Source organism: Pseudomonas mosselii, assembly GCF_003205295.1.
In the GTDB taxonomy this organism is placed as follows: domain Bacteria; phylum Pseudomonadota; class Gammaproteobacteria; order Pseudomonadales; family Pseudomonadaceae; genus Aquipseudomonas; species Aquipseudomonas mosselii_B.
Genome location: NZ_QJRP01000001.1, coordinates 19,696 through 37,580, shown reverse-complemented (window position 1 = coordinate 37,580; position 17,885 = coordinate 19,696). Strand labels below are relative to the sequence as shown.

Annotated in this window: 9 protein-coding genes; 7 read left to right on the top strand and 2 right to left on the bottom strand. The window is 64.2% G+C overall.

The features are described 5' to 3' along the window. Positions 1 to 17 precede the first annotated feature (17 nt). Positions 18 to 8,210 carry an RHS repeat-associated core domain-containing protein gene (locus DMX06_RS00140; RefSeq protein WP_110733349.1) on the top strand — a complete coding sequence of 2,731 codons (8,193 nt, stop codon included), beginning with the start codon at positions 18 to 20 and terminating at the stop codon, positions 8,208 to 8,210. Between the two features lie 94 nt (positions 8,211 to 8,304). Beyond that, positions 8,305 to 8,511: a cold-shock protein gene (locus DMX06_RS00135; RefSeq protein WP_181427749.1), complete on the top strand. Its 207-nt coding sequence runs from the start codon at positions 8,305 to 8,307 to the stop codon at positions 8,509 to 8,511. An 84-nt stretch (positions 8,512 to 8,595) separates the two neighbouring features. Here the strand turns inward: DMX06_RS00135 and DMX06_RS00130 are convergent, their stop codons facing one another. Next, positions 8,596 to 10,269: an AMP-binding protein gene (locus DMX06_RS00130; protein WP_110733344.1), complete on the bottom strand. Its 1,674-nt coding sequence runs from the start codon at positions 10,267 to 10,269 to the stop codon at positions 8,596 to 8,598. A 312-nt stretch (positions 10,270 to 10,581) separates the two neighbouring features. Between DMX06_RS00130 and DMX06_RS00125 the strand changes: the two genes are divergently transcribed. The 4 genes from DMX06_RS00125 to DMX06_RS00110 are packed head-to-tail and all read left to right on the top strand — an operon-like array spanning position 10,582 to position 16,137. Next, complete coding sequence (locus DMX06_RS00125; RefSeq protein ID WP_110733342.1) at positions 10,582 to 11,745, top strand: isovaleryl-CoA dehydrogenase; 1,164 nt, start codon at positions 10,582 to 10,584, stop codon at positions 11,743 to 11,745. A gap of 19 nt (positions 11,746 to 11,764) precedes the next feature. Next, complete coding sequence (locus DMX06_RS00120; protein WP_110733340.1) at positions 11,765 to 13,372, top strand: carboxyl transferase domain-containing protein; 1,608 nt, start codon at positions 11,765 to 11,767, stop codon at positions 13,370 to 13,372. A gap of 3 nt (positions 13,373 to 13,375) precedes the next feature. Continuing rightward, positions 13,376 to 14,185, top strand: coding sequence for a gamma-carboxygeranoyl-CoA hydratase (locus DMX06_RS00115; RefSeq protein ID WP_110733338.1), 810 nt, complete (start codon positions 13,376 to 13,378; stop codon positions 14,183 to 14,185). Continuing rightward, entirely contained in the window at positions 14,182 to 16,137 is a 1,956-nt protein-coding gene (locus DMX06_RS00110) for an acetyl/propionyl/methylcrotonyl-CoA carboxylase subunit alpha (RefSeq protein WP_110733336.1), read from the top strand. The genes DMX06_RS00115 and DMX06_RS00110 overlap by 4 nt, the downstream gene beginning before the upstream one ends. A gap of 354 nt (positions 16,138 to 16,491) precedes the next feature. Here the strand turns inward: DMX06_RS00110 and DMX06_RS00105 are convergent, their stop codons facing one another. Further along, positions 16,492 to 17,148 carry a LexA family protein gene (locus tag DMX06_RS00105; protein WP_110734029.1) on the bottom strand — a complete coding sequence of 219 codons (657 nt, stop codon included), beginning with the start codon at positions 17,146 to 17,148 and terminating at the stop codon, positions 16,492 to 16,494. 129 nt (positions 17,149 to 17,277) lie between these two features. On the opposite strand from DMX06_RS00105, the gene DMX06_RS00100 reads away from it, so the two are divergent. After that, positions 17,278 to 17,592 carry a DUF6124 family protein gene (locus DMX06_RS00100; protein WP_110733333.1) on the top strand — a complete coding sequence of 105 codons (315 nt, stop codon included), beginning with the start codon at positions 17,278 to 17,280 and terminating at the stop codon, positions 17,590 to 17,592. Positions 17,593 to 17,885: the final 293 nt, after the last annotated feature.

The following is a 17,885-nucleotide window of genomic DNA, read 5'->3' as shown; positions in this document are numbered from 1 at the left end:
GCATGGAGCACTACGTAATGGCTACCACCTCTTCCGTTGACCTCAAACCCATAGCGGATACCAACACCTTCCAGGTGCCCTACCAGATCAGCAATCAACCCGACGGCAGCCTGCCCGACATGCAGGACTTCGGCCTGGAACGGGTGGGCAGCGTCGAAGGTGGCTGGTACAGCCTGTGCCCGATCAAGGCCGGTCGCGCCTTGGCCAAGGACGAAACCATCAGTGCCTGCCTGGTACACCGTCGCACTGGCGAACTGACCCGGATCGACTACATAGCGAAAGCCGACAAGCTGGACGCCACGAAGTGGCTCGCAGACTTCGCCGACCAGCTCGCCACCTCCGGCAAGCCAATTACGGCCGGGGGCTGGAGCGACGACAATGCGTTCTCCAGTAGCCATGCGACGCCGCGTCTATGGTGCCAGGCCGACTACCGGGCGTTCAGCACCGCGCCATTCAGCAGCAACTGCGTCCAGGTGTTGGCGTGTGACGACAATTTCTCGCTGGCCAAGGGCAAGACCCTGAGCCTGCAGGTGCGCGACCTCAAGACCCAGGCCCTGCACGAACAGCACCTGTTTACCGCCGAAGCGGACAGTGGCTGGAGCAAGGCCCTGTGCACGCAGATAAACCGTGACAGCCATCTGTTGCGCGCCGGTGTGCTGGACGCGGCAGCCTGCACGGTGACTCCGGGCGACCAAGGCAACGCCTTCTGGGGGCCGCAGCACGCCGAACTGAGCGTGACCCTGACCGAGGTGGACTGGTGGGCCAGCGATGCATTCGATGCCAGCGCGGTAGCCAGCGGTGGCGCGCTGCATGCGTGGGTCTACGACGCGTTCTCCCAGCGCCTGCTCGGCCACCATGCCTGGGCTCCGGACAAGGCGCAGCGCGCCAGTGGCAAATGGCTCGAACCCTGGGCCGCAGCGCTGGCAGAATCGGACGTCGCCCCCTACCTGCGCCTCGACAAGACCACGGCGCTGCTCGAACAGCGCGGCGACGGCCTGCGCATCTTCGCCACACTGCCGGGTGACGAGCATGCGGTCGAAGGCCCGCTGCTGAAGACAGCCTTCAAGGCCTCGGCAGATGCCGTGCTGGTGACCGTGCGCCATCCCGGCAATCAGGCATTGCTGCACCACGCGCTGTTCCGGCCCCAGGACTGCGAGACAGTCCCCGACAACCAGGCAAGCTGGGTAAAGGCATTGGCCAGCTTCATCGAAGCGCAAAAATGGCCGGAACTGTGTGTGAAGGATGACAAGCAGCTGTGGCTACCCAGGCAGGCTGAACTGCAGGTCGCGCTGGATAACGTCGGCGACGGTGACGGCTGGAGCACCAAGGATTATGGGTTGCATCTGCTGAACAGCGATGAGTGGCCAAGTGATGCGGCCACCGACCCCATAGAAATAACTGTCGAGCCAGGCGAAGGTATGACCGCGGTGACCATCAGTTCTACGGGCGCAGAACGGGTGTTTCGCCTTGACGAGGCGGCGCGCAAGAAAGGCTACCGGGTAATGACTTGCGTGCCGCGGCAGGACAATGCCGAACGCCTCATAGAGACCTACAACGCCTATGTGGATGCATCTGTCGCGGCGAACGTGCCTATCGCCGCAACGTTCGCTGAACTCACAACCTTGAACGGCGCCGCCAACTTAGCCACGGCTTTAATCCAGGCTATCCCCCGATGTAACTATGACGTTAAATATTTAGAGGATTTTGCAAATAACTACGCCATTCACACACAGCTCGTCATAAAAAATGCTGCGATCCAGACCACTTTCAGGGCAGGAGACGCCAAAACCTACGAAACGTACTGGAAAGACGTTGACGAAGATATCTATGAGGCGCTTTACAAAAAGATGCTCCGTAAAGTTCTCGCCACACTCGACCCCAGTGACGAATTCCCCGATAAGGATCTGGACGCTATCGAGGGCGCCGTTGAACTAAAAGCCAACATCGCAAAGGACATACTCAATTCCAGCCTCAGTTATTCTCTAATGGAATTCGTCAATGTAAACGATAACACCGTCGAAGCGACCGCCGATACGTTACTCAAAACCGCTTATAAGATTGCTGAAAAAATCGCTGAAAAATTTAACTCCGATGCTAACGTAGCCTCCATCGTGGACCATGTCATCAAGGCCATTGGTATTAGTTCCATCGCTTTGGCGAAGGCGATGGAAGCAGAGCAGGCAGACGAGGTGGCTCTGGCAGATGCGGCGATGGCTCTGGGGGTGGCTCTGGAGAAGGCTGGGCTGGGGGATGCTCTTCGGGAGGAACCGACGGTGCCGCTGCAAGGGGAGATGCAGGTGAGGCAGGAAGACTACAACGCCATAACTTATCTCGGCCGGGCCGCTAAGCTCTGCCACGAGATTTATCTCTCTCAACGCACGCCCCTACCTGTGTGGCCTGTATTGGTCACTGGCGATACCATCACCTGGCAAGGGCCGCTGGCCGAGCAGACGTACAATATCTACCTGAGCTTCCCAGAGTCCGAGCGCGGCAAAGCTGCCTTGACCGTGGGCCATATCGGTACCTTGCAGGCCACCCGGTTGTGGCGCGCTCCCAAGCCTGTCAGCTTCAACCCACCGAAGGCGCTCAAGGAGTGGACGGAAATCAGTTTCCTCTGCGAGGACTACGGTAACACCAGCCGCTCCGAACTGTTCGACACCACCGGCCACCGCGAATCGGGAGTAGACCCCCGTACGGGACTGTTCCACGCCCATTACCCAGTGGCCAGCCTGCAGGGCTTGCATGGCCAAGGCCCGGCGTGCGACCTGATCTTGCACTATTCGGCGCTGCGCGCCAACGAGGCCGGGCTGGGCGATGGCTGGGCCTGGCGCTTTTCCAGCGTGCAGATGCGTGAAAGGCTGCTGACGCTGGCCGATGGCGTCCAAGTCAAGTTCACAGACGCGCAATGGACCGACCTGGGCAAAGGCAAGGCGCTCAAGCTGGCCTCCTGCGTGGTGCGCAGCAACAAGGATTACAGTGAGTTCATTCTTGATCTGCCCAGCGGCCGCCAGGAGGTTCTGAAGAAGCCTGCCGCCGAAGGTAGCGACGACGAAGAACCGAACAAGGAATTCCACGACCTCGTCGTGAAAACGTTGAAAGCCATCCGCGACAAGTCCAGCCCTGACTTCCCGGCAAAACCGGAAAACTGGCAGCAGTGGATACTGATGTGCGTTCCCTGGCTCTACTACGCCACTGCGGCCCTCGATTACAACGAAGCGGTCAACGCGTGGGAGGGTGACAAGAACATCAAGGAACTGAAACGACGCATCGCCGAATACGAGAGGCCGTTCGTGCTGCTGCTGCCGTCGACCATCGAGTCGCCCTACGGTGAGCAGTTGACGTTGGAGTGGAAGCGCCAGAAAGGCCAGTTCCTGCTGTTGGCGGTCAACAGTGGCAAGGAGGCATTGTTCAAAGCGGAGTACGTCACACCGCAGGAGAAAAAAGCCTCGCAGGTGAAAATGCAGGTCTGGCCGGACAGCAAGGCCGAGAAGTACGAGGTCAATCTCGACCTCAAGGGTTATCTGCTGCGTACGCTCAAACGCGAGCAGAACGGCAAGGTATTGCAACAGGTCGACTGCGATTACGACGACGACCCGACGCTGGACCGGGTCCTGTGCGGTCTGCGGGAACTGGATGGGTCGGTCGAATGCGTGAAGTACCGACCCTGGCAAGCGCGCAATGAAGAGGAAAAAAAGCGTCGCCCTGGCCTGCCCCGGGTGCTGCTGCATGCTCTGCTGCCAGGCGATGGGCAACAGAACCAGGTGGCGACCTACCGCTACGACGGGGACTTTCTGGCGACCGATCAGCGGATCGTCAGCGTCGAGTACGAGTGCGGCGCGCATGGAGCCCGGGAGCAGCACCTGCTGGTGCACGGTCACGTCAAGCACGACGGTCGTATCGAGCGTTTCGAACTGCTGCGCGGGGTGGCCTCGGAGCAGGACCATTGGCTGGCCTTCAGCACCCGCGGGAACCAGAAGAAAGGCGACAAGCATCGGTTGACCAAAGGCTACCGCTATACGGGCGCAGGCGATGAGTTTGCCGAACTGCTCTACGCCTTGAAGGCCGGCGCCGACAGCGACAAGCTAAAGGTGAAAGACGGGGCGGTGCTGGTCGAACGCCAGCGTGAGCTGCTCAAGGGGTTCTTCAGTAAGTCCGATAACGCCGACCGCCCGAAACTGGCCGCCAGCATCTCCCGGCTGCTGGCCAGCGTCCCCCGCTCGGAGCGCGACGCGCTGGGCCGCACGGTGGAGGTGGCCACGCAGGAAGAAGACCTGGCCGGCAACATCCAGCGCCTGCACAAGAGCGACGAGCACACGCTGTACCGCTGCTACTACACCGAGGCCGGCGACAACCCGTTCACGCTCAATACACTGGAAGGGTTGGAAGACCTGCCGACCCTGAACTGCCCGCTGATTCCGGACTATGCCCCGGCACCGGTCATGGCGGAGTACCAGTGCGACCCGTTCGGCAATCCCAAGGGGCTGCGCCTGTTCGGCTACCGCCAGGTGAAACGTGGCAAGCGCGACCTGCTGGAGCAGGCGCAAGTGGTCGTGATCGAGGGGGTCAAGGGCCAGCTCAAGGACGACCGGCTCGACACCGACGCCACCTGGGCGCTGGTCGGCGCCTCCGCCCCCCTGCTGTGGCGCCAGCGCAGCACCGAGGTCTCGGTGGTCAGCGCCAAGACCTCGCAAAGCAAGGTCATGCAGTGGTCGGTGAAGGACACCCAGGTCACTCACCTGGGCAAGCAGCGCTTCGAGCTGAAGAATCTCCAAGCGTTCGAGGACAACCCGAACAGTGACGGCATCGTGGTACGCGTCAGCGTCACCACCGAGGCCGGTACCGAACAGCTCAGCAAAGAGCTGCGCTCACGCCATGCCCGGCGGCGCCTGGAACAGGTGGCGCAAGGGGAAGAGGTGCACTGGCAGTACGATGCGCTGGACCGCGTGACCCAGGAGACGCGCTACCTGGTCAAGGCAGGCGGCACGGGCAAGGACAAGGACCAGCAAGCCGATGAGCAGACCGTCACCACCTATTCGGCTGACGGCAGGGTCGCCACGCACGCCCATGCGAACAAGGACATCAGCCGCAGCTACCTGGACGGTTTGCAACGGATTTGGCGACGCGAGTGGCGCAAACACGGCACCCAGCACTATGTCCCGCTGGAACAATGCAGCCTGCAAGGCCTGGATACCTCGCAGGTGCTGGCCAGTTGCACCTGGGATTACCTGCCTGGCGGCCAAGCCGTGGTGGAAATGACCCCGGCGGTGTTGGGCGTGGGGCCGCAAGCCTGGACCAGGGAGCAAGGCGGCCTGGATGGGCCGGGCATGCGCAACGCGCTGCAAGCCCAGGTCAAGGACGAGAACGACGCAGTTCAAAGCGCCTTCGTGTTCGAAGCGCCGGCAACGCAGGACATCACCAGCCAGCACCTCGTCGAACAGGGCCTCGACGGGCAATGCTTGTTCCAGCGCAACACCGATTACACCCACCGCAAGAACGGCACCTTCGAGCAGGTGGAACGTCTGACCGACACTGCCGGCCACACGCAGATGCAGTTGCTCAGGCACTTCGACAGTTCAGGCCAGGTGATCAAGTACGAACGCACCCTGGGCAAGCAAACCCATACCTATAGCCTGGATCGCGACGCGATAGGCAGGGTGACCCGGGTCACGCGCCCCGACAAGTCCACCGTCGAGTACGGCTACCACGGCCTGAGCATCCACGCCACCGAACTCAAGGTAGACGGCAAGGTGGTGGCGACGCAAAAGGTGAGTAAAGTCAGCACGCTGACCTCGCGCACCGTGGGCAAGCGCACCTACGGTTTCACGGACACGACCGTGACCCTGCCCGACAAGACCACCCTCACCACCGTTCAAAACACCGAGGGCATGAGTTTCAAGGCCAAGGACCAGGCCCTCTCCAGCCTCACCCACAAGGACGACACGCTGACCCTGGCCTCAGCCGCCAGCGACACTACGATGTCCAGCGGCTGGACGCAGGCCTACCGCGATGCAAACCTGCCCGGGCGCCAGCAGGTCGAGCAAACCTCGCCCCGCGCCACGCGCAAGGGCTCTCGCTGGCAGAGCCTGCGTGGGCAGACGCTGGCCTCGCTGCGCGCCGACGGCCACTGGCAACGGGTGTTCACCGACCGCCTGGACCGCGTGCTGCGCACTTGCCAGGACCACGAAGAGGTGGTGCACCGCTACGACGCACAGGGTCGCTTGCAGTCGCGTCAGGCCCAGGCACTCAAGGCCGGCGGCCGCTGGCAGGTGCTCAGCGAGTACGATGGCTTTGGCCAGGAAGTGACCCGGCGCTTCCTGCGCAACGGCAGCGAATGCTTCAAGCAGTGCCTGACCTGGCGCGGCGATGGCCGCCTGGCCAGCAAGACCAGCTACGAGAAAGGCAAGCAGCTGCGCGCCGAGCACTTCACCTACGACGCGCTCGACCGCCTGCAAAAGTATGAATGCAAGGCCAGCGCCGCCGAGCATTGCCCGCAAGACGCACAGGGCACGGCGGTCAAGGCCCAGGACTTCAGCTGGGATGCCCTGAGCAACCTCACCCAATGCGTCACCACCGGTTTTGACGGCAAGACGCAGACCGAGGACCTGGCCTATGCCAAGACCGACCCGACCCAGCTGACAGGGGTCACCCGTGGCGAGGACACCCACAAGGTGGCCTGGAACGACAATGGCTACCTGACCGATGCCGCCGGCGAGCACCGCTTCAGCTATAACGCCGCCGGCCAGCTCGACAAGGTCCACGACAGCGCAGGCAACCTCCTGGCCCGCTACGAGTACGACGGCAGCCAGCGCCTGGCGGCGCAGTACCTCGAGGGCGACAAGAGCACCCGCGAGCTGCGCTACGAAGGCGATGAACTGATTGGCGAGCTGCACTATGACAAGGACGGCAAGGTCAGCCAACGCACAAGCCTGACCGGCGGCCTGGCCCAATACGCTGAAAACGAGGTGCGCTGGCTGATCGACGACCCCCAGGTCGGCGTAGCCGGGCAGGTCAGCAACGGTAAGCTGGAACTGGCACCGCTGCTGCCGTTCGGCGAAGGCAAAGCGCTGACCGGCTTGGTCAACGGCTACAACGGCATGCGCCGCGATCCCCTCACCGGGCACTACCACGCCGGCAATGGCTACCGCAGCTACGACCCGACACTGCGCCGCTATGCCCAGCCGGATTGGCTCAGCCCGTTCGGCGAAGGGGGCATCAACGGCTACGTCCACTGCCCGGACCCGGTCAACCTGCACGATCCCAGTGGGGCCATCATGCTCAGCCGCTGGGACCAGAGCAACCAACTGGCCACTTTCCAACAGGCACTGCAGGACACCCAGAAGATGCCTGTGGGCGGTCGCTGGCGAGGCCTGGCGTTCTCGGCATTGGTGGCCGTGGTCGGCGCGGTGCTGACCGTCTTCACCGGGGGCATGGCGGCGATCATGCTGGGGTTCGTCACGGTGATGAGTGTGCTGTCGTTCGCCTTCGAAGTGGCGGCGGTGTTCACGGCGGACTCCAACCCAAAATTGTCCAGGGCACTTAGCATCGTCTCGGTCGCTACAGGGGTGTTGAGTACCTTGGGCTTCTCCGGGTTGCTCAAGCTTGGCCTGAAAGGGCTGAAGCTCCTGGCAACGGGGGCCAAGCTGGTCGGAAAGGGCGCCAAGGTGGTGTGGAACGCGACCAAGACCTTGGCGCGCACCGGGTTGAAAGGGCTGCGCGCAGCCCGTGTAGGGGCCCGGGCGAGCACGTTTGTCGATGATGCGCTGGGTGGGCTGGGCGCACCTGGCAAGCTGGGCAGCCCTTGGCGGCGGCTGAAGTATCACCTGACTGAAACCGTTGAAATCGGTGAAAAGTCCACGACCAACTTCGCACGATCAGGCGCGCTCGGGAAAACTGGCGGTTACATGCAAAGCAAGGGATTGCTCTCGCCGGTCATGCAAACGCGCATGTACCAGGGCGCCGCCTATGCCGCCGACGCTGTCGGGAACGTGCTCAATGCCAATATCTTGCAAGGCACGATCCGGTCCAGCATAGATCTGGAGAATCAACGCCTGGCGCAGCAGGCCGAGGAGCAACCTGAGCGAACGGCGAGCACCGCGATCAGCGTAAGGAACGCGGGCGACTCTTCAGCCGCGCAGGTACCCCAGCTTCCGTCCATGACCCCAGTACACAAGTTGCCACCGGCCACGCACAGCGTGAGGTTCTGGTGGTGAGCCTGCCGGCGGTTTGACAGTAATCCGCGCACCAGCGCTTTTCCCATCCACGCTGGGAGAAGCGCATCCATAGGCAATGACGACGAGGGTGGCAATGATGAGCGATACAAAAGGCAAGACCGGAACAGTGGTGGAGTTCGACGACGAGCAAGGATATGGCTACATCGACTACAAACATCAAGGAACACGGGTGTACCTGCCCAAGGATGAGGCCACGGGCTTGGAGGATGACGTCGAGGTGACGTTCGATATCAAGATGGTGGGAAACAAGCCGTACGCCACCAATGTCAAACGCAAGTAGAGCCAGGCGTACGGTAGCGTGCCCCGCGTTCAGGCGCGGGGCGCGTTCACTTGAAGCCTTCGACCGAGTGCCCTGGGGGCCAGATCATTTGCTGCCCATTTCCGCGACGCTGATCTCGCGCATCCGGAACTTCTGCACCTTCCCCGTCACCGTCATCGGAAACTCATCGACAAAGCGGAAATGCCGTGGCGTCTTGAAATGCGCCAGCCGTGCCTTGCACCACTGCTGCAGTTCCTCGGCACTGGCACTGTGCCCGGGGTGCAGGCGAATCCACGCCACCACCTCCTCGCCATACTTGCTGCACGGAATCCCCACAACCTGCGCCTCGGCCACCGCCGGGTGGGTGTGGAAGAACTCCTCGAGCTCACGCGGATAGATGTTCTCGCCGCCGCGAATGATCATGTCCTTGTTGCGCCCGACGATGCGCACATAACCGTCATCGTCCATCACCGCCAGGTCGCCGGTGTGCATCCAGCCGGACGGGTCGATGGCGTCATGGGTGGCCTGCAGGTTGTCCCAGTAACCGAGCATCACGCTGTAGCCCCGTGTGCACAATTCGCCGATCTCGCCCCGGGCAACGATGCGCCCGTCGGCGTCCACCAGCTTGGTCTCCAACTGCGGCTGGGTGCGGCCCACGGTGGTCACGCGCAACTCCAGGCCGTCGTCGGGGCCGGTCTGCAGCGACACCGGGCTGGTCTCGGTCATGCCATAGGCGATCTGCACCTCGGCCATGTGCATCTGCTCGATGACCTTGCGCATCACCTCGATCGGGCAGGTGGCACCGGCCATGATGCCGCTGCGCAGGCTGGACAGGTCCAGCACGGGGCGGCTGGGGTGATCGAGCATGGCGATGAACATGGTCGGCACGCCATAGAGGATGCTGGCGCGCTCCTCGGCCACGGCACGCAGGGTGAGTTCGGCGTCGAAGGCATCGTTGGGGTAGACCATGGTGCTGCCATGGGTGATGCAGCCCAGATTGGCCATGACCATGCCGAAGCAGTGGTACAGCGGCACCGGGATCACCATGCGGTCGCGCTCGCTCAGGCCCAGGCTCTCGCCGACCATGTAGCCGTTGTTGAGGATGTTGTAGTGGCTCAGGGTCGCGCCCTTGGGCGCTCCGGTGGTGCCGGAGGTGTACTGGATGTTCACCGGCTGGTCGAACTGCAGCCCCTGCTGGCGGGCCTCGTACGCGGCAGGCTCCACCGCCCCCGCGCGCCCGGCCAGCGCGGCCCAGGGCAGGAAGCCTGCGGGCGGCTCGGCGGCCAGGCTGATCACCCCGCGCAGGTCGGGCAGGCGTTCGCTGGCGAGTGCGCCCACGGCATGGGTGGCCAGCTCAGGCACCAGCTCCTGCACCATCGCGTGATAGTCGGACGTCTTGAAGGCACCGGCGCACGCCAGCCAGCGGCAGCCGGACTGGCGCAGCACGTAGTCCAGCTCGCCCACGCGGTAGGCCGGGTTGATGTTGACCAGGATCGCGCCGACCTTGGCCGTGGCCAACTGCAGGATGCACCACTGGGCGCAGTTGGGCGCCCAGATGCCGACCCGCTCGCCGACCTCCACGCCCAGCGCCATCAAGGCCCGGGCATGCACGTCGACCTCGGCGGCCAGCTCGCGCCAGCTGTAGCGCAATCCTTGGTGGCGCACCACCAGCGCCTCGCGCTCGCCATGAAGGGCGACGGTGGCATCGAAGGCCTGGCCGATGGTCAGGGTGAGCAAGGGTTTGTCTTGACGGCCGCGCGTGTAGCTTGGTTGAGGCATGGTTGTCCCTTCTTGTGGTTGTTCTGGGCATGACTGAAGCAGGCGGCAATTACTCTGGCCCAGATTTACGTTTACGTAAAGGTGACGTTCCGATTGACAGCCCCGGAAGGCAGGTTTACGTTAACGTCAACCACGCGTCACGGTGGCCGGACAGGAGCGAGGTTGTGGGAGCGGGCTTGCCCCGCGATGAGGCCGGACCAGGCAACACAGCTGGCCGTTCTGACGGGCATCGCGGGGCAAGCCCGCTCCCACAACCCCGCTTCCACAAGGTCGCCGTGGTACCTCGAATTTCAAGAACAAGAAGGTGCCCCCATGCATTACCCCAGCCTGAACTTCGCCCTGGGCGAAACCATCGACATGCTCCGCGACCAGGTGCGCACCTTCGTCGCCGCCGAACTGGCCCCGCGCGCCGCGCAGATCGACCACGACAACCTGTTCCCCGCCGACATGTGGCGCAAGTTCGGCGACATGGGCCTCTTGGGCATCACCGTCCCTGAAGAATACGGCGGCGCCGGCCTGGGCTACCTGGCCCACGTGGTGTCGATGGAAGAGATCAGCCGCGCCTCGGCCTCGGTGGCCTTGTCGTACGGCGCCCACTCCAACCTGTGCGTCAACCAGATCAACCGCAACGGCACCCACGAGCAGAAGCTCAAGTACCTGCCCAAGCTGATCAGCGGCGAGCACATCGGCGCCCTGGCCATGAGCGAGCCCAACGCCGGCTCCGACGTGGTGTCGATGAAACTGCGCGCCGAAAAACGCGGCGACCGCTACGTGCTCAACGGCAGCAAGACCTGGATCACCAACGGTCCCGACGCCAACACCTACGTGATCTACGCCAAGACCGACTTGGACAAGGGCCCCCACGGCATCACCGCGTTCATCGTCGAGCGCGACTGGAAAGGCTTCAGCCGCAGCAACAAGTTCGACAAGCTCGGCATGCGCGGTTCCAACACCTGCGAGCTGTTCTTCGATGACGTCGAAGTGCCGGAAGAAAACATCCTCGGCCAGCTCAACGGCGGCGTGCGCGTGCTGATGAGCGGCCTGGACTACGAGCGCGTGGTGCTCGCCGGCGGCCCCACCGGCATCATGCAGAGCTGCATGGACCTGGTGGTCCCGTACATCCACGACCGCAAGCAGTTCGGCCAGAGCATCGGCGAGTTCCAGCTGATCCAGGGCAAGATCGCCGACATGTACACCCAGCTCAACGCCAGCCGCGCCTACCTGTACGCCGTGGCCCAGGCCTGCGACCGCAGCGAAACCACCCGCAAGGACGCCGCCGGGGTGATCCTCTACACCGCCGAGCGCGCCACGCAGATGGCCCTGGAGGCGATCCAGATCCTCGGCGGCAACGGCTACATCAATGAGTTCCCGGCTGGCCGCCTGTTGCGCGACGCCAAGCTGTACGAGATTGGCGCCGGCACCAGCGAGATCCGCCGGATGCTGATCGGCCGCGAACTGTTCAACGAAACCCGCTGAGCACAAGGAACCGGCGTCCATGGCTACCTTGCATACCCAGATCAACCCGCGTTCGGCGGAATTCGCCAGCAACAGCGCGGCCATGCTCGAACAGGTCCAGGCCCTGCGCGGCCTGCTCGCCCAAGTGAGCCAAGGCGGCGGGCCGAAGGCCCAGGAGCGGCATACCTCACGGGGCAAGCTGCTGCCCCGCGAGCGAATCGACCGCCTGCTCGACCCGGGCTCGGCGTTTCTCGAAATCGGCCAGCTGGCCGCCCATGAGGTCTACGGCGAAGACGTGCCGGCCGCCGGCGTGATCGCCGGCATCGGCCGCGTCGAAGGCGTGGAGTGCATGATCGTAGCCAACGACGCTACGGTCAAAGGCGGCTCCTATTATCCGCTGACGGTGAAAAAGCACCTGCGCGCCCAGACCATCGCCCTGCAGAACCGCCTGCCGTGCATCTACCTGGTGGACTCCGGCGGCGCCAACCTGCCGCGTCAGGACGAGGTATTCCCCGACCGCGAGCACTTCGGGCGGATCTTCTTCAACCAGGCCAACATGAGCGCCCTGGGGATCCCGCAGATCGCCGTGGTGATGGGCTCGTGCACCGCCGGCGGCGCCTACGTGCCGGCGATGGCCGACGAGGCGATCATGGTGCGCCAGCAGGCGACCATCTTCCTCGCAGGCCCACCCTTGGTAAAAGCCGCGACCGGTGAAGTGGTCAGCGCCGAGGACCTCGGCGGCGCCGACGTGCACTGCCGCACCAGCGGCGTGGCCGACCACTACGCCGACAACGACGAGCACGCCCTGGCCATCGCCCGGCGCAGCGTCGCCAACCTCAACTGGCACAAGCAGGGCAAGCTGCAATGCCAGGCGCCGATTGCGCCGTTGTACAACGCCGAGGAGCTATACGGCGTGGTCCCGGCTGACGCCAAGCAGCCGTTCGACGTGCGCGAGGTAATCGCCCGCCTGGTCGACGGCTCGGTGTTCGATGAGTTCAAGGCGCTGTTCGGCACCACCCTGGTGTGCGGCTTCGCCCACCTGCACGGCTACCCGGTGGCGATCCTGGCCAACAACGGCATCCTCTTCGCCGAAGCTGCGCAAAAAGGCGCGCACTTCATCGAACTGGCCTGCCAACGCGGCATCCCGCTGCTGTTCCTGCAGAACATCACCGGCTTCATGGTCGGCAAGAAGTACGAAGAAGGCGGCATCGCCAAGCACGGCGCCAAGCTGGTGACCGCGGTGGCCTGCGCCCAGGTGCCGAAGTTCACGGTGATCATCGGCGGCAGCTTCGGCGCCGGCAACTACGGCATGTGCGGCCGCGCCTACGACCCGCGCTTCCTGTGGATGTGGCCCAACGCCCGCATCGGCGTGATGGGCGCCGAACAGGCGGCCGGCGTGCTGGCCCAGGTCAAGCGCGAACAGAGCGAGCGCAGCGGCGAGGTGTTCAGCAGCGAAGACGAGAAGAAGCTCAAGCAGCCGATCCTCGACCAGTACGAACGCCAGGGCCACCCCTACTACTCCAGCGCCCGGCTGTGGGACGACGGCGTCATCGACCCGGCGCAGACCCGCGACGTGCTTGGCCTGGCGTTGTCCGCCGCGCTGAACGCCCCGATCGAACAGAGCCGCTTCGGCATTTTCCGGATGTGACCCATGAGCGAATTCGCCACCCTTGAACTGGTCAAGGACCCTCGCGGCTTCGCCACCCTGTGGCTGAGCCGGGAAGACAAGAACAACGCCTTCAACGCGCAGATGATCCGCGAGCTGATCGTCGCCCTCGACCGCCTGGCCGAGGACACCAGCCTGCGCTTCGTGGTGCTGCGCGGCCGTGGCCGGCACTTCAGCGCCGGCGCGGACCTTGCGTGGATGCAGCAGTCGGCGCAACTGGACTTCAACACCAACCTGGACGACGCTCACGAACTGGGCGAGCTGATGTATGCCCTGCACCGGCTCAAGACGCCGACCCTGGCCGTGGTGCAAGGCGCCGCTTTCGGTGGCGCGCTGGGGCTGATCAGCTGCTGCGACATGGCCATCGGCGCCGAGGACGCACAGCTGTGCCTGTCGGAAGTGCGCATCGGCCTGGCCCCGGCGGTGATCAGCCCGTTCGTGGTCAAGGCCATCGGCGAGCGCGCTGCCCGCCGCTATGCCCTCACTGCCGAGCGTTTCAGCGGCGTGCGCGCCCGCGACCTGGGCCTGTTGGCCGAGGTATACCCGGCCGCCGAGCTGGACGCCCAGGTCGAGGCCTGGGTCGACAACCTGCTGCAGAACAGCCCGCAGGCGCTGCGCGCTACCAAGGACCTGCTGCGCGAGGTGGACGACGGCGAGCTGAGTCCCGCACTGCGCCGCTACTGCGAGAACACCATCGCCCGTATCCGCGTCAGCGCAGAGGGCCAGGAAGGCCTGCGCGCTTTCCTGGAAAAACGCCGCCCCGCCTGGCAAGACAACAAGGAGCCGCGCCCATGAGCCGACCCACGCTGACCACCCTGCTGGTCGCCAACCGCGGCGAGATCGCCTGCCGGGTGATGCGCACCGCCAAGGCCATGGGCCTGACCACCGTGGCCGTGCACAGCGCCACCGACCGCGAGGCGCGCCACAGCCGCGAGGCCGATATCCGTGTCGACCTCGGTGGCACCAAGGCCGCCGAAAGCTACCTGGTGATCGACAAGCTGCTCGCCGCGGCCAAGGCCAGCGGCGCCCAGGCGATCCACCCAGGCTATGGCTTCCTGTCGGAGAACGCCGGTTTCGCCCGCGCCATCGAACAGGCCGGGCTGATCTTCCTCGGCCCACCGGCCAGCGCCATCGACGCCATGGGCAGCAAGTCGGCGGCCAAGGCACTGATGGAGTCCGCCGGGGTGCCGCTGGTGCCGGGCTACCACGGCGAGGCCCAGGACCTGGAGACCTTCCGCGCCGCCGCCGAGCGCATCGGCTACCCGGTGCTGCTCAAGGCCAGCGCCGGGGGCGGCGGCAAGGGCATGAAGGTGGTCGAGGACGAGAGCCAGCTGGCCGACGCCTTGGCCTCGGCGCAGCGCGAGGCGCAGTCGTCGTTCGGCGATGCGCGCATGTTGGTCGAGAAGTACGTGCTCAAGCCGCGTCATGTGGAGATCCAGGTGTTCGCCGACCAGCACGGCAACTGCCTGTACCTCAACGAGCGCGACTGCTCGATCCAGCGCCGCCACCAGAAAGTGGTCGAGGAAGCCCCGGCGCCGGGCCTCTCTCCCGAGTTGCGCAAGGCCATGGGCGAGGCCGCGGTGCGCGCCGCCCAGGCCATCGGCTACGTGGGCGCCGGCACCGTCGAGTTCCTGCTCGATGCCCGTGGCGAGTTCTTCTTCATGGAAATGAACACCCGCCTGCAGGTGGAGCACCCGGTCACCGAAGCCATTACCGGGCTTGACCTGGTGGCCTGGCAGATCCGCGTGGCCTGCGGCGAGCCGCTGCCGATCACCCAGGAGCAGGTGCCGCTGATCGGCCATGCCATCGAAGTGCGGCTGTACGCGGAGGATCCGGCCAACGAGTTCCTGCCAGCCACCGGCACCCTGGCGCTATACCGCGAGTCGGCGCCGGGCGAAGGCCGCCGGGTGGACAGCGGCGTCAGCGAGGGCGATGTGGTGTCGCCGTTCTATGACCCGATGCTGGGCAAGCTGATTGCCTGGGGCCAGGACCGCGAGCAGGCGCGTCTGCGGTTGCTGGCGATGCTCGATGAGTTCGCCATTGGCGGGCTGAAGACCAATATCGCCTTCCTGCGCCGCATTCTCGCGCACCCGGCGTTTGCCGAGGCGGAGCTGGACACCGGGTTCATCCCGCGTCATCAGGACGTGTTGCTGCCTGCGCCCCAGGCGCTACCGGCGCAATTCTGGGAAGCCGCCGCCGAGGCGTGGCTGCAAGGCGAGCCAGCGCTGCAGCGCCAGGACGACCGCGCTTCACCGTGGGCGGCCCGCGATGGCCTGCGCCTGGGCTTGCCGGCGCGCAGCAGCCTGCATTTGCAGTGCGACGGGCATGAACAGGCGGTGGCACTGGAGCGCAGTGCGCCTTCGACTTATCGCCTGGAGGGGGAGCAGCTGTGTCATGACCTGGACGGCCTGCGCCGTCGTCACCTGGCGGTGCGTCGGGGTGGCACGCTGTACCTGCAGTGGCAGGGTGAGTTGCACGCCGTCAGCGTCCATGACCCGATTGCGGCGGCGGAAGCCAGCCACAGCCATCAGGGCGGGCTGGGCGCGCCCATGAATGGCAGCATCGTGCGAGTGTTGGTGGAGCCGGGGCAGGTGGTCGAGGCCGGTACCGCGCTGGTGGTGCTGGAGGCGATGAAGATGGAGCACAGCATTCGGGCGCCCCACTCCGGGACGGTGAAGGCGCTGTTTTGCCAGGAAGGGGATATGGTCAGCGAAGGGACAGTGCTGGTGGAGTTGGAGGCGGAGTAATGGCGGCAATGTGTTCGCCGAAAGGGTTGTTTCGCCTATGAGATCGAGCGCCGCCCGCGCGGCGCATCGCGACGCAAGGCCGCTCCCACAGTTGTTGCAACGTGCCGAACCTGTCAGGCCATGGTTGCCCGCCCTGGCGCATGTCTTGAGACAGGCGGGGCGGCAGCAGTGTCTACGCTGAGACCGCGTCGGACCAACAAGGCGGACCAGGTAATGGCACAGGATTGACTGGCCCGAAACAGATGTGGGAGCGGCCTTGCGTCGCGATGCGCCGCGCGGGCGGCGCTCAATCTCCAGCGCGCTGCAAGACCCCCGCCTGGCACCTCGCAGCCCCAACACGATCTGCGCGCGAACCTAGAGCACCCCGTGCATCCGCACCACAACCCCAAGGAACTCGCACCCCTCCTCGCACAACACCGTCGGATACAAAGTATTGAGCGGCCTGAGCATCCGTTGCCCACCCTCCTCGATCAACTCACGCAACACCGCCGGCTTACCGGGCTGACGAGCCACCACCAGCCTGCCCGGCGTCACCTCGATCCCCGCATCCACCAACACCCGCATCCCCAGCGGCACGCTCCTGCCACTGGCGGCATTCATCGAATCGTTCTCGACCGGCAACCAGAACGCATTGCCCGCAGGCATGTAGTCGGTCAGCTCGTGAATTTCACTGGATTGCGGCAAAGGCCCGTCCAGATCGGCCCAGCCCAGCACTGGAAGGCGAAAACTGGCATGGCGCAAGGCATTGACCGAAAGCGGCCGTTCCACGGCATAGACACCTCTGGTTTCGCGAACCGTGGTGTCACGCTCGACCACCATCACCCGTGCTTCGAGATACACCAGCCCGAGCTTTTCCAGTTTCTCGTTGACTGTCACCAGGGTGGGCCTGCGCGTGCCCCGCAGCCAATGGCCAACACCGCCTTGGGTCATGCCCAGGCGCTCGGCCAGTTGGTGCTGCTTGAGGTTGTGCTCGCGCTGGTAGCGCGAGAGAAATTCGATCCAGTTTTCCATGGCTGTGAACGATACGGACTGGATGAACGGCATCAATACACATCCTGAATTATCTCAGAACTCAAAAATAATACAAACTGACCTAACATCAACGCTCATTGTCCTCGAAGGGATTTCACAGGAGCAGTCATGAGCAATTCGACAAAAGAAGAAACAGATCTCGACGAAGAAGCAGCCCGCCGCGCCCTCGACTTCTACCTCAACCCCACCCCCACGCCCCGCGACCTGGAGCGTTCGCTATGGACCCTGCGCGATGGCGTCAGCAACGCCCAGGCCTGCGACCATGCCATGGCCCTGCTGCGCTGCGCGTCGGCCACGGCACAGGAAACCGGCAACCATCTGCAGGGCACGACGCGGGAAGTGGTGTTTGCGCTGATGCACATGGTCAACATGGCCCGAGCCCTGCTGGAGCAGTGCCACGCCACGGACAAGGCATCGATCTGAAGGGAGAACGTGATGGCCGACGAACGGCAAAAGCCCCGATTGCCGGGGACGAGGTGTGCGTCAGTTAGATATTTTTTTGCCAATCGAGGAAAAATCATTTGACTGGCAAATGATAACGATTATTATTGCACTCAGCAGGTCGCGAGACCCGCTGGATAACCTGCAACGTCCTCAGGTCGGACGCTCAGATTATCTCCTCATCAGGCTAATCACGGTTTTTGACCCGGCTTTTTGCCGGGTCATTTTTTTTTGCTCTTCAGGCTAATGAAGATCGTTGATGGCGGCCATGATAG

Excerpts from the sequence above, each read along its gene's own strand:
- DMX06_RS00120 (WP_110733340.1), top strand. The coding sequence starts at position 11,765 with ATGGCTACCTTGCATACCCAGATCAACCCGCGTTCGGCGGAATTCGCC.
- DMX06_RS00110 (WP_110733336.1), top strand. The coding sequence starts at position 14,182 with ATGAGCCGACCCACGCTGACCACCCTGCTGGTCGCCAACCGCGGCGAG.
- DMX06_RS00130 (WP_110733344.1), bottom strand. The coding sequence starts at position 10,269 with ATGCCTCAACCAAGCTACACGCGCGGCCGTCAAGACAAACCCTTGCTC.
- DMX06_RS00140 (WP_110733349.1), top strand. The coding sequence starts at position 18 with ATGGCTACCACCTCTTCCGTTGACCTCAAACCCATAGCGGATACCAAC.
- DMX06_RS00105 (WP_110734029.1), bottom strand. The coding sequence starts at position 17,148 with ATGGAAAACTGGATCGAATTTCTCTCGCGCTACCAGCGCGAGCACAAC.
- DMX06_RS00115 (WP_110733338.1), top strand. The coding sequence starts at position 13,376 with ATGAGCGAATTCGCCACCCTTGAACTGGTCAAGGACCCTCGCGGCTTC.
- DMX06_RS00125 (WP_110733342.1), top strand. The coding sequence starts at position 10,582 with ATGCATTACCCCAGCCTGAACTTCGCCCTGGGCGAAACCATCGACATG.
- DMX06_RS00100 (WP_110733333.1), top strand. The coding sequence starts at position 17,278 with ATGAGCAATTCGACAAAAGAAGAAACAGATCTCGACGAAGAAGCAGCC.
- DMX06_RS00135 (WP_181427749.1), top strand. The coding sequence starts at position 8,305 with ATGATGAGCGATACAAAAGGCAAGACCGGAACAGTGGTGGAGTTCGAC.